Source organism: Alkalimonas sp. NCh-2, from assembly GCF_039631345.1.
Classification (GTDB): Bacteria; Pseudomonadota; Gammaproteobacteria; order Enterobacterales; family Alteromonadaceae; genus Alkalimonas; species Alkalimonas mucilaginosa.
Genome location: NZ_JBDIUV010000005.1, coordinates 1 through 14,912 on the forward strand (window position 1 = coordinate 1; position 14,912 = coordinate 14,912).

The 14,912-nt window shown below is 49.5% G+C and carries 13 protein-coding genes; 7 read left to right on the top strand and 6 right to left on the bottom strand.

The window, feature by feature from the left end:
* From ABC502_RS12985 to trmA, 3 genes are all read left to right on the top strand, one after another.
* Positions 1–257 (top strand): hypothetical protein (locus ABC502_RS12985; RefSeq protein ID WP_345916152.1); only part of this gene is annotated, 257 nt, incomplete at its 5' end.
* Between the two features lie 19 nt (positions 258–276).
* Positions 277–744, top strand: coding sequence for an RNA-binding protein (locus ABC502_RS12990; RefSeq protein WP_330087575.1), 468 nt, complete (start codon positions 277–279; stop codon positions 742–744).
* Positions 745–844: 100 nt separating this feature from the next.
* Complete coding sequence (gene trmA, locus ABC502_RS12995; protein ID WP_330087576.1) at positions 845–1,936, top strand: tRNA (uridine(54)-C5)-methyltransferase TrmA; 1,092 nt, start codon at positions 845–847, stop codon at positions 1,934–1,936.
* Positions 1,937–1,944: 8 nt separating this feature from the next.
* Here the strand turns inward: trmA and fabR are convergent, their stop codons facing one another.
* Positions 1,945–2,541: an HTH-type transcriptional repressor FabR gene (gene fabR / locus ABC502_RS13000; RefSeq protein ID WP_330087577.1), complete on the bottom strand. Its 597-nt coding sequence runs from the start codon at positions 2,539–2,541 to the stop codon at positions 1,945–1,947.
* 98 nt (positions 2,542–2,639) lie between these two features.
* Between fabR and ABC502_RS13005 the strand changes: the two genes are divergently transcribed.
* On the top strand, positions 2,640–3,770 hold the full coding sequence (locus ABC502_RS13005; protein WP_330087578.1) for a fatty acid desaturase: 1,131 nt from the start codon (positions 2,640–2,642) through the stop codon (positions 3,768–3,770).
* 38 nt (positions 3,771–3,808) lie between these two features.
* On the opposite strand, the gene ABC502_RS13010 is transcribed toward ABC502_RS13005, so the two are convergent.
* Positions 3,809–4,765 (bottom strand): hypothetical protein, encoded by a 957-nt coding sequence (locus ABC502_RS13010; RefSeq protein WP_345916154.1) that lies wholly within the window; start codon positions 4,763–4,765, stop codon positions 3,809–3,811.
* Positions 4,766–4,880: 115 nt separating this feature from the next.
* On the opposite strand from ABC502_RS13010, the gene ABC502_RS13015 reads away from it, so the two are divergent.
* On the top strand, positions 4,881–5,513 hold the full coding sequence (locus tag ABC502_RS13015) for a trimeric intracellular cation channel family protein (RefSeq protein ID WP_330087801.1): 633 nt from the start codon (positions 4,881–4,883) through the stop codon (positions 5,511–5,513).
* On the opposite strand, the gene ABC502_RS13020 is transcribed toward ABC502_RS13015, so the two are convergent.
* The 3 genes from ABC502_RS13020 to ABC502_RS13030 are packed head-to-tail and all read right to left on the bottom strand — an operon-like array spanning position 5,510 to position 10,164.
* Positions 5,510–7,126 carry a FimV/HubP family polar landmark protein gene (locus tag ABC502_RS13020; protein ID WP_345916155.1) on the bottom strand — a complete coding sequence of 539 codons (1,617 nt, stop codon included), beginning with the start codon at positions 7,124–7,126 and terminating at the stop codon, positions 5,510–5,512. The two genes, ABC502_RS13015 and ABC502_RS13020, sit on opposite strands and share 4 nt — an antisense overlap.
* The gene (locus tag ABC502_RS13025; RefSeq protein ID WP_345916348.1) at positions 7,086–7,883 is read right to left on the bottom strand and encodes an outer membrane lipoprotein-sorting protein; all 798 of its coding nucleotides are present in this window, start codon (positions 7,881–7,883) and stop codon (positions 7,086–7,088) included. The genes ABC502_RS13020 and ABC502_RS13025 overlap by 41 nt, the downstream gene beginning before the upstream one ends.
* Positions 7,852–10,164: an MMPL family transporter gene (locus tag ABC502_RS13030; RefSeq protein WP_345916156.1), complete on the bottom strand. Its 2,313-nt coding sequence runs from the start codon at positions 10,162–10,164 to the stop codon at positions 7,852–7,854. The genes ABC502_RS13025 and ABC502_RS13030 overlap by 32 nt, the downstream gene beginning before the upstream one ends.
* Positions 10,165–10,356: 192 nt before the next feature.
* On the opposite strand from ABC502_RS13030, the gene ABC502_RS13035 reads away from it, so the two are divergent.
* The gene (locus ABC502_RS13035; protein WP_330087583.1) at positions 10,357–11,862 is read left to right on the top strand and encodes a YifB family Mg chelatase-like AAA ATPase; all 1,506 of its coding nucleotides are present in this window, start codon (positions 10,357–10,359) and stop codon (positions 11,860–11,862) included.
* 16 nt (positions 11,863–11,878) lie between these two features.
* On the opposite strand, the gene pyrC is transcribed toward ABC502_RS13035, so the two are convergent.
* Positions 11,879–12,910, bottom strand: coding sequence for a dihydroorotase (gene pyrC / locus ABC502_RS13040; RefSeq protein WP_345916157.1), 1,032 nt, complete (start codon positions 12,908–12,910; stop codon positions 11,879–11,881).
* A 151-nt stretch (positions 12,911–13,061) separates the two neighbouring features.
* On the opposite strand from pyrC, the gene ABC502_RS13045 reads away from it, so the two are divergent.
* Positions 13,062–14,888: an SLC13 family permease gene (locus tag ABC502_RS13045; RefSeq protein ID WP_330087585.1), complete on the top strand. Its 1,827-nt coding sequence runs from the start codon at positions 13,062–13,064 to the stop codon at positions 14,886–14,888.
* The last annotated feature ends 24 nt before the right edge of the window (positions 14,889–14,912 follow it).

A 14,912-nucleotide genomic window follows, 5' to 3' on the forward strand; every position in this document is an offset into this window, starting at 1 on the left:
GGACGCGCATTTTACATCGTCCGATTGTGAAGTCAAGCTGGTTTCGAAATTATTTTATCGTACCGCTTCACTTCGCATCGCTTTTTGAGAGCTTTAAGCTCATCTCTAAGCGAGGGCGCCATTTTAGTGATTTAAGTTCAGCTGTCAAGCCTATCTTGGTAAATTTGTCTTTTATGATAATTCAGTTGGCTAGATCCCGAGCAGCCGCTAAGATTAAAGCACCTGTACTGCAGGTTTTTACCGAAATAATCTATTGACTCTTATAGGATATATCTTATGTTACCTACGTTACGTGCCACCTTACCTTATACCTTAGCGGTGGCCATTCTTGCTTTTTTAGTGTTTTACCTGCTTGATCCAGCCTTACCTTCATTTGTTTCAGTTGTGCTTGGCGTCTTACTCGCGGGTGTGCTGGTACCTATTTTGAGAGATGTAAAAGGTAATGCCATCAACTTAAGTGACGATTTGGTCGAACAGATTTATCAAGGTGATACCGCAACTCTTTATGTTGGCAACCTGCCATACCGAGCAAATGAAGAAGCGGTTCAACAGTTGTTCGAAACCAAAGGTGTGGTACTGAATGTGCGCTTGATGAAAGATCGCCAGACAGGACGTCGTCGTGGCTTTGGTTTTGTAGAAGTAGCCGCCAAAGATGCTGAAAAAATGATTCAGGCTCTTAATGATAGCGAATTTCAGGACAGAACACTGAAAGTTCGCGAAGCTAAAGATCGCCAGGAAAGTTAACTACACTACCGGCAGCGCCTGCTCTGCGCTGCCGCTTTCTATTTGGCAGCCAGTATAAAAAAACGTAAGATCGCGCTTTTATGCTTTATCAGGATGCCGCATGCGCCCAGGACAAACTTTTCCCGACCAGTACGAAGCTCTGCTTGCCGCCAAACTAGACGCAGTGCAAGCCTTATTGCACCCTTTGCATCTTCCTGCAGTAGAAGTATTTCGCTCACCAAGTGAGCATTACCGGTTGCGGGCAGAATTCAGAGTCTGGCACGAGGGCGACGACCTGTTTCATATTATGTTTGATCCCGCTACTAAAGAGCGGCTTCGTATTGATCATTTCCCAGTCGCCGATAAACGTATCAGCGATATCATGCCAATACTGTTACAACTGCTAAAAAGCAACGATGAGTTACGTCGCCGTCTGTACCAAATCGATTATCTGACTGGCTTGAGTGGTGAATTGCTGATCACGTTGATCTACAAGCGGCAGTTGGATGCAAGCTGGCAGCAGGCAGCGAACATCCTTAAACAGCAACTGGCAAATTATGCGCCGGTGGATCTGATTGGCCGGGCGCGCAAACAGAAAATTGAACTGGACCGTGACTACATCATTGAGCAATTGCAGGTAGAGCAAAGAACACTCCGCTATCAGCAAATTGAAAACAGCTTTACGCAGCCAAACGGCGTAGTGAATCAACACATGCTTAGCTGGGCATGCAATGTCGCCAAACAGCTAAAAGGCGACTTGCTGGAATTGTATTGTGGCAATGGCAACTTTTCACTGGCACTGGCAGCACACTTCCATCAAGTGGTTGCAACAGAAATCTCCCGCAAATCCATTCGCTCAGCAGAATACAACTGCAATCTAAACCAGATCACGAATGTACAGGTGCTACAAATGTCGGCAGAAGATGTCTCAGCCGCCTTACTGAAGGGCTCGCAGCTGAAGCAACTTGATTTATCGAACCTGCAACTAAATACCGTGCTGGTTGATCCCCCCCGGGCGGGGCTAGATCCTGCCACGGTGGAACTGGTCAGCCGCTTTGACGATATTATCTATATCTCTTGCAACCCAGAAACCCTGAAAGTTAATCTGGATGTATTGAATCAAACACACCGGATTGAACGTTTTGCGGTGTTCGACCAATTTCCTTACACCACTCATCTGGAATCTGGTGTCTGGCTGCAAAAAAGAAGCTAAAAGCCTTTTTAAACTGTCGGTGGCTTACTGCCACCGGCCAACCAGCGTAACTGTTGGATGGTTTTGATGGTAATGCGTTGCCGCACTTCATCACTGGCATCCAGTGCATCAGCGCCAGCATGAAACACCAGAATCACCATAGCTTCAGCTTGGATCAGTGCCATTTCAGCTGAGCACTTATTTTCTTTACGAAGGTAATCGGCTAACTCGGCACAGAAATGCTGAATTTCCCGTGCTACAGCACTGCGAAAAGCAGCTGAAGTACCAGAGCGTTCACGCAGCAACAATCGAAATACATTGCTGTGCTCAATGATAAACTCCATAAAGGTTTCAACCGAGGTCTGGATCACACTGCGATTATGAACAATGCGTTGTCTGGCCTGGCGCATCAGTTGGCGCAGCATCAGACCCGCCTCATCCACTAACGTTAAACCCAACGCATCCATATCGGAAAAATGCCGATAAAAAGAGGTTGGCGCTATGCCTGCCTCCCGAGCTACTTCACGCAGGCTTAGGCTGGCAAAGCTTTTATCTGCACTCAGTTGCTGGAATGCTGCATTAATAATGGCACGCCTGGTTTTCTCTTTTTGCTCCGCTCGGCTCACTTGAGTGTCTCTTTTTCACTGTTATTCATCGGATCCAGCTTGACCTGTTAATACAGCACCGGTACATTGGGCGTACATTTGTAAGCTGAAAATCATTTATGCAAAAAGCCCCACTTATCTGGACCAATATCCTGGTCTTTAGTAGTACTTTTCTAGTTGCTCTGATAGCAGTCCCCTGGTATGCCATTGCTGTCGGCTTTGGCAAGGCAGAAATCATCGCCATGATCTTATGCCTTGGCTACTGCGGAATGTCAATTACCGCTGGCTATCATCGCTTGTGGTCACACAAGTCGTATCAGGCACATCCGATCCTAGAGTTTATCTTTGCGATTGGCGGTGCTTTTGCGTTGCAAAACAGTGTCATTCACTGGGCCTCGGATCACCGGATCCACCACCGGCATGTCGATGACAACGACAAAGACCCCTACTCTGCCAAGCGTGGCTTTTGGTTCAGCCATATCGGCTGGATGCTACGCGATTACCAGGGGCCGGACCATTATACCTACGATAATGTTCGTGATTTGCAAAAAAACAAAATTCTTCGCTTTCAGCATAAGCATTATCTGGCTCTGGCCCTAATTACCAACTTTGGTATCCCGATTGGGCTTGGCCTGTTGTTTGGAAATCTTTGGGGCATGATTCTGTTGGTGGGTGTCCTGCGTTTGGTGCTAAGCCATCACTTTACGTTTTTTATCAACTCACTGGCGCATATCTGGGGCAAACAAACCTACACCGATGAAAATACGGCGCGCGACAATGGTGTCTTAGCCTTACTCACCTATGGAGAAGGCTACCATAACTTTCATCATATCTTCGAATACGATTACCGCAATGGCATAAAATGGTGGCACTTTGATCCTACTAAGTGGCTGATCAAAGCTGCTTCCTGGGTAGGGTTGACCTCGAAGCTACGCACCTGCCCGGAAGAACGCATTGAGCAGGCTAAAGCAGCCATGCAGTTTAAGCGGGCGAAGATGCGCTTGTCCAAACTGCCGGATGCAGAACATATCCTGCAAAGAATTGAGCAGGAATATGACGTGCTACTGGAGCGGATGCAGGCATATTATGAATTGAAGAAAGACCTATTGCTGCAGAAAAAACAACAGCTGCAAAGCACTCTTCAGGAGCGCTATGCAGAACTGAACATTCAAAAGCAGTATCAGGAACTAAAGGTACTTTTTGCCGAGCAAAGGCGCCACTGGCAACGGCTTACCACCGAATTGGCGTAACCCAACAAGGCAGCTTTGGCTGCCTTGTTACCATTTACCTAGTCATTCACGGTAAGACGCACTCCGGCAAATTCCAACAACTCGTCTACAGTGTCGATGGCGAAGGATGCTGTTTCTGCTTCAAGTTCAGCAAAACGCAATGGCTGTTGCAACTGAAAGCGCAATGTCAGTGATCTTGGTTCCTGCACAAAAGCAATCAGGCTCTGCCGTATCTCCATTGGCACAGTCTCTGCGGTTGCCAGGGCCATCAGAGCAATACCCTGAACAATGCTAAAATCAGGTGTTTGTCCCTGGCCGGCAGTTAACGTCAGCAGACGCTGTAAAAAACCATCGTTTTCCAACCGCAACTCACCAGCCACAATGGCACTTTGAAGCATCGCTGCAGTAAACTGTTCTATATAGCTGTCCGATTCCAGTAACCTTTGCTGTTGTTCATTGTTCATGGCAGAAATATCGGTTAATTGCTGCCATATGGCCTGCATCTCGCTCAAGCGTAACTGATAACTGAACGAAAACTCCTCATTGATACGGGTTTGCTGCATCAACTCCAACTCACCAGTGCTTGGCTGATAGCTGTAGCTGTAATCACCATGCAGCTTTATACTATCGCTAAAAGCAGCAAGTTCTGTTGGCACAAACAAGCGAGCTCCAGAACCTAAGGCCAGACTGCGTAAGGACACACTGCCTTGATCAGCCAAGCGGTTTGGCTTAATACCGCGAAGTTGCACTTGCTCAATGCTGAACAACTGCCCAAGCCCTTGCAGCTCCACGCTAAGGCCTTCAATCTGATAACGTGATCGCAAAACGCTGGCACGTACTTCTTGATACTGCAATTGCAATGCAGGCAATACACCTTGTTGAGACATTTCAGCATACGACAGATTTATCTCTGCAATTTGTGCTTCGATGGTTTTTGCAGCCTGACGATTGGCCAACTGCACTCCCACTACCAATAAACCCACAGCAACGACTGGGATGATGAGCTTCTTTTTCATTGTACCTCGGCTTAACACGACTTCTGCCGCGACATAGGATAGCTATCGTTCAGATAGAGTGGCATGCTAGCATAGACTGGCCACAAGCAATAGTGGCGACAAAACAGAGTGCTTGCTGATGGATTATCTGCATTGGTTTGATTTAATGGGGGTGGCTGTTTTTGCCATCTCTGGAACTTTAGCCGCCTGGCGCAAACAAATGGATGGCTTTGGCGTATTGGTATTAGCAACAGTGACCGCTATTGGTGGCGGTAGTCTGCGCGATGTGCTGCTGGATGTCCCTGTCGTGTGGATGAACAACAACAATTACTTTTTCGCAATTTTTAGTGCAGCATTGCTCACCATCATTTTGTTAAGAAAGCGGCTCACCATTCCGAATAATACCCTGCAATTCTTTGATGCGATTGGCCTGGCTTTTTTCGTGATTATGGGTACTCAAAAGGCTTTGGATCACGGCACCTCCTATTTTGTAGCTGTCATGATGGGTACCATGAGTGGGGTAGCCGGTGGCATGATCCGTGATGTGTTGTGCCGGGAAATCCCGATGGTATTTCGAGGTGAGTTGTACGCCTTTACCTGCATTTTTGGTGGTGCCGTATACATTCTGGCACAACTGGCCGGCGCTACAACTCTGCTAGCCATGCTGCTGGGCATGAGCAGCCTGCTTGCGCTGCGCCTGGCGGCCATTAAATGGCAACTGACCATCCCTGTCTTCGGCAAACAGACATCCGACTTAGGTGAACCTTAAAAGTAATACTCCAGCGTTAGCTGAATGTAATCGTCACGTCGCAGCCAGTACAATAGCTCGTCTGGGTAACGACTGTGAAAGAGCCAGCCATCGACACGTAACCTGAGTCGTTCACCCAATCGGGTCGATGCCTCCAAGTAAGCACTGCGGCTATGGCTTCGATCCAGATCTTGCATCATGCCAAACAAGATTTCGGAGCCAGCCGCATCATTGAGCGCTAATCGCCAACCGGCAAAAAGATCATTTTGTGCAACGGTCGCAGCGCCAAGCCCCCGGCTATCGTACTGATACTCCAGCAGCCAGCCCAGATCCCAGAAATGATCGTTGATACCCACCTGAGTATACTCAAAACCTGTCACCAAGGCTTTGGAATGCTCCGCCGCTGTATGGCGATAGACAGCTTCTGTTTTCCATAACCAGGAACCCAAAATCCACTGCGCATCCAAGCCAAGCTGTTTCAATTGCGGGTAGTATGGTGTCAGTTGCTGCTCTGTAGGTAACAGCACTGGCTCTCTTGCCGTGCCCTGAAAGTAGCTAAGCCCCAAATCCAGGCTGCTGAACTGCTGCGACCAGCGTAGTGCCCAATCCAAATGGTTGCGCTTATGGCGTGATTCATACAAAGTATTCGAAGAGTCTACCCGCTGAGGCAGACGCAAGCGCCCTTCTTCACCAGCAAACTTACGTTCACGAAAATAGGGCAACAGATAAGCCTGCACAGTACCATAATCACGGATCAGGCTAAGCTGCAGCATCGGCTGTCCAAGCTTACTTTCACCATCCGGCCTGTCCAGCAAATCACGTTGATTAATAATATCAACCAGCCGCTGTGACTCTACCGCCCCCCAAAAGACTTTATTGATACCAGCCCGTAGCTCCCAGTCACCACCAAAATACAACCAGTAAGCTTCGGAAATATCCAACAGATGGCGCGCACTATCCCGTTGATCCCAGCGCAGATAAGGTGAAAATACCAGTGTATGGCTACGATCATCCGACTGCCAATAGCCTTCAAACTCCAGGCTAATACTGCTGTGCCATTGCGCCTGCTGCTGCAAACCGGTCTGTGGATACCAGCGAGGCATCAGGTTAAGCTGGGAAAACCATTCTACATTTTGCCAAAAAACCGGGGCAGGATCCGATACTTCAGTTACAACAACAGCTGTCGCTACTGGGTTAGAGGAAAGAGGTGGTGGCACCGCCGCCAATGTGGCTTCCATCTGTGGTGCTGGCTCAGTTGCTACGCCTGGAGCCTCTGCTGGCTCGGCAGAAAGCTGGGAACTTTGCCTAAGCATGTGTTCTCGATCGGGTAACTGCAGGGTAACTCCATGCAACAATCGATTCAAATCGCCCTGACCGAAAGCCTGCGGATTCAGCTCATAGATGGCTAACATCACCTGCATCACACTAATACTGTGATCTGGCCGAATATCGTTAGCTATGCGCCACAAAGTATCATTTGGCTGCACCTGTAGCTGTCCACCAGGTGAAGCTGCTGCCGGTATAGCACAGACTAAGAAACACAAAGCCGCCAACCACTGGCCCTTCATCGGTGCTGGCAGACTGGCTGGCCAGCTAGCGAGCACGTTGCAACGCATTTTGGTCAAAGTCGGCATTGGTTAAGCCACGCTCAAACAGAATCTCATTCAATAACATGCTGGTACTTTTCTGATTCTGCGCATTAACCATCTCCATCCGATGCGGCCGCCAAAATTTGTCTTGGTACAACTGATAATCATGCATCGACAGTGTTTTCAGTAAACTGTCACGACGATCATAATACTCAATTTGTTGCACCCGGTAGTGACTCTTATCAATCCAGACCAGCATACGGCTGTAGCCGGAAAACTCATCCTGTGGAATTTGCTCTACGACATAGCAGTCTTCACCGTTCAGTGTTTCACTGCGCAGGTAGCGAAAGCTGAACTTTTCCAGCTCAAAAGAGCTTAAATCTTCGTAAGCAAACTCACTGCCCATAAAAGGGCCCGATTTATTGCGTGATACGATACGGCGGACCCGATTCACCGCCGGCAAAAATAACCACTGTTCATCCGGGACCAACGTTTTGGTGTGTGTCAGAAAAGCAGAGCCGCGTACATCCCGTGGTTCATCAAAAATAGTCAGTGCTTTATCACCATCATCAACAACCTCCAGAGTTAGCGTTCGCATTTCCCGCCGACTTTCCCGGCCTCGGGCATCTCGCAATACCATGGTCATTTGTGCCTCAGTATCACCCCAGCCAGTATCCCGGGCTTTGCGTTCAGTCGAAATCCGTAAGCCTTCATCGGCAGCAACCTGCTCATCCGCCCAGGCCGGTATTACCAGCACAGCTAGACAAAAACTAAACAGAAGTATTTGCAGATAATGTCTCATCATTCTTTCCTTTGTTGTCAAAGCGCAGCAACAGTGCCGGTAACACCAGCAAATCAATAATCAGCGCCAGCAAAATAATCAGGCCGGTTAATAACCCCATATCCGAGTTCAGCCGGAAACCGGACATCGCCAATACCGCAAAACCCGCCATCAGCACCACGGTAGTCACAAAAAGCGCACGGCCTACGCTATGAAAAGCATAGCGCACTGCACCCTCGGTATCCTGTCCTTCTTGCAAGCCCCGTTGATATTTACTCAGAAAGTGTACAGTATCATCAACAATGATGCCCAAGCTGATGCTGGCCACTACCGACAATCCCAGATTGATCTCGCCAGAATAAAGCGCCCAAATACCAAAGCCAACCAATGCCGGCATGATATTGGGAATTAAACTAAACAGCCCTAGTCGCCATGAGCGCAAGCTGATCACCAGTAACCCAGATATCAGCACTAAGGCAAAGGGCAGGGTTTTAAGCATGGAAGCCATATTGCGTTCCCCGATATGGGCAAACATTAAAGCGGTACTGGCTGCAGAGCTGTCGTAATCCGGCATTTCTGTAGTCAGCCAGTGTAACGCACGCTGCTCAAAGGCCGTCAGTTCTTTGCTGCCCAGATTTTGTAAAGTTGCCGTAACCCGGGTAGCACTTTTATCCAGATTAAGCTGATTGTTCAGATCCAGCCCAAAGGGCAAAGACATCTCGTACATCAGTAGATACTGTGCAGCCAAATCCTGCTGCTCAGGCAAGCGGTAATAAGCCGGATCATCACCATGCATATTTTTATTTAACCGCTTAAACACCTGAGTGATGCTGGCAACATGCGTTACCTCCGGCTGCAGATCAAGCCAGTCGGCAAAGCGAGCCACTTTGGCCAAAAACGCCGGATCATTAACACCACTGGTTTGCCGGCTTTCAATGGCAAAATCCAGATTCGCAGTGCCTGTCAGATTGTCTTCAATAAAGTCCAGCGACTGGCGAAACTCTGTGCGTTTATCAAAATAGTGCATCGCCACATCATTCACCTGATTGGTCGCTGCAAATGCCGCCACCCCTAGCATCAGTATAATGCCCACCGGCAAAATTCTACGGTGTTGCAACACCACGAAGTTGGCCAGCTTTTCTATGCCATTGGCTGTATGGCTCACCGGAACTACTTTGGCAGGCAAGAGGCGTAACAAAGCAGGCAATAAAGTCACGCTAAACAAGCAAGCCAACATCACACCAACTGCCGTCATATTGCCAAGGTCGCGTAATATCGGTACTTCGGAAAAATTTAATGTTAAAAAACCAATGGAAGTGGTGATGCTGGTAATAAAAATCGGTACCAGGTTGCGCGTCATGCTGTAGTGGATGGCTTCCTCTTTGCTTTTACCCTGACGCAGTGCATATTGCATGGAAGCAATCACATGCACACAATCAGCCACTGCCAGCGTCATCACTATAGTCGGCACATTGACAGTAGCAGTACTTAAGAAGATGCCCAGCCAGCCGGCAATGCCCAGCGTACTTAGGATGGTCACGATAATGATAATCACCGTCGCCATAGCGGCAGCAAAGGAGCGTAATAACAGCAACAACATCAGTACAATAACCAGGAACATCAAAGGCACCAGAGTACTGGCATCCTTTTCCGCTTCACTGGCAAAGGCATAGTTTAATGCCAGAATACCGGCATGGTAAAAGTCTACCTCCGGATACTCGACTGCAAACTGTTCGCTAAGCGCCAGTACAAATTCATAGGCATCCACCACCTCCTGGTTCTGATCGATTTCAGGCAACTGCACAATGACATTGATGGCAGCAACCTTGCCATCTGTGGACACCAGACTTCGGTAAAGCGCCGGTTCGCTCAGCGCGACCTGACGGATGGCAGCGAGCTTGCTCTCATCCAACATGGCTGGCTGTAACAACAAATCCTCCACCAGCAAATCATCATCCACCGCTTCTGTATGCTGAAAGTTGGTGATGGAGTCGACCCTGCTGGAATAAGGTGTTTGCCAGGCAGCGTCGGTGTATCGCCATATCAGTTCCAATATGTCGGCAGTAAACACATCCCCTTGCCTGGGCGCAATCGCAATCAGAATGTTATCGCTTTTATTGAATTCATTCTGCATTTGCTCAAATGCCAACATTTGAGGATTATCCGGCGAAAAAAAGATCCGGTAATCCCCACGGAAGTACAACTGGCTCATGCCAGCCGATAGAATCAAAATAGCCAACAAAGCCCAACTGATAGTAAGCCAGGGATGGCGCAGCGCACTGTTTAGCCAGAATTGCTGCATGCAGCCTCCGTAAATTGATGATTCAAAACAAGCAAAGTCTTAGTGTAGTGTACTGGATCTCGGAATGCCCGCAAGAATAAGTCGCACCGACAAAAAAAAATCAAAAACAAATCATTTTATTTGCATATTTTAAACTTTTTGATCAATAATGACTGAGATGTGATTTCATTCGTCGGTAATTGTGGAGACAGGATGTCATTAGCCATTGTTTTTAGCAGGGCGCGCCATGGATTGGCCGCCCCCCTTGTTACCGTTGAAGTGCATATTGCCAATGGCCTGCCTGCTTTTCACCTGGTAGGCTTGCCGGAAGCCTCCGTAAAAGAATCCAGAGACAGAGTTCGCAGTGCTTTGATCAATAGTGGCTTTGCCTTCCCTGATCGTAAAATTACCGTTAACCTGGCACCGGCAGACCTCCCTAAAGAAGGTGGCCGTTTTGATTTACCCATCGCATTGGGCATTATTGTTGCCAGCGGCCAGTTGGCGGAACAAAGCATCGCAGGTTATGAGTTTGTGGGGGAGCTGGCCTTATCTGGTGAAATCCGTACCATAGTGGGTGAAATACCTGTGGCAATGGCCAGCCGTGATGCGGGCCGAGCTACCCTGATGCCAATGCTGAATGCAGCCCAAGCCCAGCAAGTCCCCAAAGCCACAGTCTTCGGTGCCAGCCATTTGTTGCAGGTTCACAGCTTTTTGCAATCAGGGCAGGCGCTGCCACCTATACCAGCTTTACAGCTGGAAAGTGCCAAATCATGGCCCGACCTAGCCGATGTTAAAGGTCAAACGGCTGCCAAGCGGGCACTGGAAATCGCCGCCGCCGGCGAACACAACCTATTAATGCTGGGGCCTGCGGGTACCGGTAAATCCATGCTGGCCCAGCGTTTACCAGCCATTTTACCAGAACTGACTGAAGAGGAAGCCCTGCAAACAGCTGCGCTGTATTCGATAGCCGGCATGCCCCGCGCCATGACCGACTGGCAACAGCGACCTTTCCGACAACCACACCATACCAGCTCAGCCGTGGCTCTGGTTGGTGGTGGCCCTGTGCCCAAACCAGGTGAAATCTCGTTGGCCCATCATGGTGTGTTGTTTTTGGACGAATTACCAGAGTTCCCTCGTAAGGTGCTTGATGTGCTCAGGGAGCCTCTGGAGACGGGCTGGATCCATATTTCCCGCGCCGCCCGCCAGGCTGAGTTTCCAGCTCAATTTCAACTGATAGCAGCACTCAACCCCAGCCCCACCGGTCACCATGACGATGGCCGCGCCAGTCCAGAGCAGGTGATGCGATACCTGAACCGGATTTCTGGCCCTTTTCTTGATCGTATTGAGTTGCAAATTGATGTGCCTTTATTGCCTAAAGGTATGCTCAGCCAGCAAGGTGTCGCAGCAGAAAGTAGCGCTGAGGTACGGCAGCGGGTACTGGCAGCACGGGCGATCCAGTTGGCGCGTCAAGGCAAAGCCAATGCCCGTTTGTCGGCGGCCGAAATCAATCAGCATTGCCCTTTGAGCACTCAGGATGCCGCTTTTCTGGAAGATACTATCCATCAGTTGAAACTTTCAGCTCGCAGTTACCACAAGCTGATCAAGGTAGCGCGTACCATTGCCGATTTGCAGGAGTTACCACATATTCGGAAAGAGCATTTAATGGAAGCACTGAGCTACCGCGCCCTGGAACGGCTGCTCAGCTATCTGAAAGGTTAGGCGGCCACTCAAGGGACTACAGTTGCTTCCACTTCAGCGCCTGACCAGCATGAAAAGGCACTATGGTATCACCATTGGTGAGCGACAACTCTTCCGGTACCTGCCAATCCTGGCGTTGCAATACTATGGTACCGGTATTGCGCGGCAAGCCATAAAAATCCGGACCGTAATGACTGGCAAAGCCTTCCAGCTTATCCAGGCAACCCAAGTCATCAAACACCTCGGCATACAACTCAATGGCACAAGGTGCGCTGTAACAGCCGGCACAACCACAACTAGACTCTTTACGGTGTTTTACATGAGGTGCTGAATCCGTACCCAGGAAAAACTTAGCCGAACCTGAGGCTACCGCAGCGCGTAATGCCTGCTGGTGGGTACTGCGTTTAAGCACCGGCAAGCAGTAATTGTGGGGCCGGATCCCACCGACCAATAAGTCATTGCGATTCAACATCAGGTGTTGTGGTGTAATAGTGGCCGCAACATTAGCAGCAGCCTCTTGCACAAACTGAGCCGCATCAGCGGTGGTGATGTGCTCAAACACCACTTTAAGCTCCGGTAAGCGCGCTACTATGTGCTGCAGATAACGATCGATAAAAACTTTTTCCCGATCAAAAATATCAATATCGGCATTGGTCACTTCGCCATGCACCAACAACAGCATGCCTTCTTTCGCCATAGCTTCAAACACCGGGTACAGACTATCCAGCGCACTGACCGCATCGTTGGAGTTGGTGGTCGCCCCTGCCGGATACAGCTTGGCTGCAATCACACCAACCGCCTTAGCTGCCGCGATATCCTCTGCTGAGGTTTTATCGGTCAAAAATAACGTCATCAGCGGCTCAAAGCTGCTGCCGACAGGCCGTGCTGCCAGGATACGTTCACGATAAGCCACAGCCAATGCTGCGGTCGTCACCGGAGGCACCAGATTCGGCATCACAATAGCACGGTGAAAACTGCGGGCCGTCGCCGGGACTGTATCCTTTAACAGATCGCCATCGCGAAAATGCAGATGCCAGTCGTCCGGGGTTTGCAAAATGAGTTGCTGCATAGGGAAAGTCCAGTAGCTAAGACAAGTAAGCGTATCATAGCAAAATTGAGGCCAGGCGGCGATCTTCAACCGTAAGCTTGCGAAAATTTCCATCCTGTCGGATAGTGATGACAACATAGCGGCGCGTCACGTCAATAATGAAGGCTTGATAGTGGAACCAGCACAGCTTTTAATCTTTGCCATTTTGGCCATCACAGTAGTGTTATTTTTATCCGGACGTTGGCGGCACGATATGATTGCTTTGGCCAGCTTACTGGCTTGTGTGCTGTTTGGGCTGGTGCCAACCGATGAAGCCTTTAACGGCTTTGGCCATCCGGCAGTGATTACTGTCGCCTGCGTATTGGTACTTAGTCAGGCTTTGCAAGCCACAGGGGCAGTTGATGTACTGGCGATGAAAGTACTGCCCAAACAGGCAGGGCCCACCCTAACCATCACAGCACTCACTGCTTTGGCTGCAATTCTATCCGCTTTTATGAATAATGTCGGGGCCCTGGCGTTATTGATGCCCATCGCGATTCAGGTGGCGGCCAGAGTCAACCTTGCTCCGGGCCAGGTGTTGATGCCAGTAGCTTTTGGTTCCATTTTGGGCGGCATGACCACGTTGATTGGCACCCCACCGAACCTGATAGTCTCAGGTTTTCGCGCCGAAACAGCGGAGCGTGGTTTTGCTATGTTTGATTACAGCCCGGTTGGTGTGCTGGTCGCCTTGATCGGAGTGGTTTTTGTGGCTTTCATTGGCTGGCGATTGGTCCCTGTTCGCAACAGAGCAGATGTCAGTAGCTTTGAAACTGGCAAATACCTGACAGAAATCCGTATTACCAAAGAAAGCAAACTGGTCGATATCCCGTTGCGGGAACTGGAAATAAAACTGGAGCAACTCGATGCCCAGGTGGTAGGCATTGTTCGGAACAATTACCGGGCACCATCGCCGCCCGGTTATTACCGCTTGGTTGATCAGGATGTACTGATCATTGAGGCTGAACCAGAAAGTTTAGGCTCTCTGCTATCCAATCTGGGACTTTCGTTGGAAGAAAGTCCTGTTAATCAAAAAGATAATGAGGACAAGCAAAAGGCAGAAATCAGCGCGACCAGTAAAGAAAAACAAAAAAATGAAGACAATGCTGAGCTCCACCTTCAGGAGCTGGCAATACTCCCGAACTCCGATCTGATAGGTCGGACAGCAGCAACCCTGAACTTACGCCGCCGTTTTAATATTCACCTGCTTGCGCTCTCCCGCCAAGGGCTGCGTTCGTACAAACGTGTTCGCAGAACCACTTTGCAGGCAGGTGATGTGTTGCTGCTGCAGGGTCAGGAAGAAGCTCTTACGGTATTCGCAGCCGATTTTGGCTGTGTACCTTTGGCCGAACGCCAAATCCGGGTGCCTGAAAAACGCAATACCGTATTTGCCAGTCTGATTATGTTGGGAGCCATTTGTGGCGCTGCCTTTGGGCTACTGCCGGCAGCCATCTCTTTTGCTGCCGGTATGCTGGCCATTATGGCACTAAAAGTGATGCCTCTTCGTAAAGTCTACACGGCCATTGACTGGCCGGTGATTGTACTGCTGGCCTGTTTAATCCCGGTGGCAGGAGCCATGGCCACCACAGGCGCAGCCGATATGCTGGCGAGAAACATGTTGTTTTATTTAGCAGGTGACAATGCTGTACTGGCACTGGCATTGATCTTAGTGCTCACCATGACACTGTCGGACTTTATGAACAATGCGGCAACGGCAGCCATGATGTGCCCTATTGCTATCAGTGTGGCCAATCAACTGGATGTGCAAGCCGATCCTTTTTTAATGGCCGTTGCTATCGGTGCCTCCTGTGCTTTCTTAACACCTATTGGTCACCAGAATAACACGCTGATTCTGGGGCCCGGCGGTTTTCGCTTTGGTGATTACTGGCGGCTCGGTTTGCCGATGGAGCTGGTGGTAATAGCGGTTGCCATTCCGGCGTTGCTGTTTTTCTGGCCTTTATAAAGGAACATCGTCACGACAAGCTAG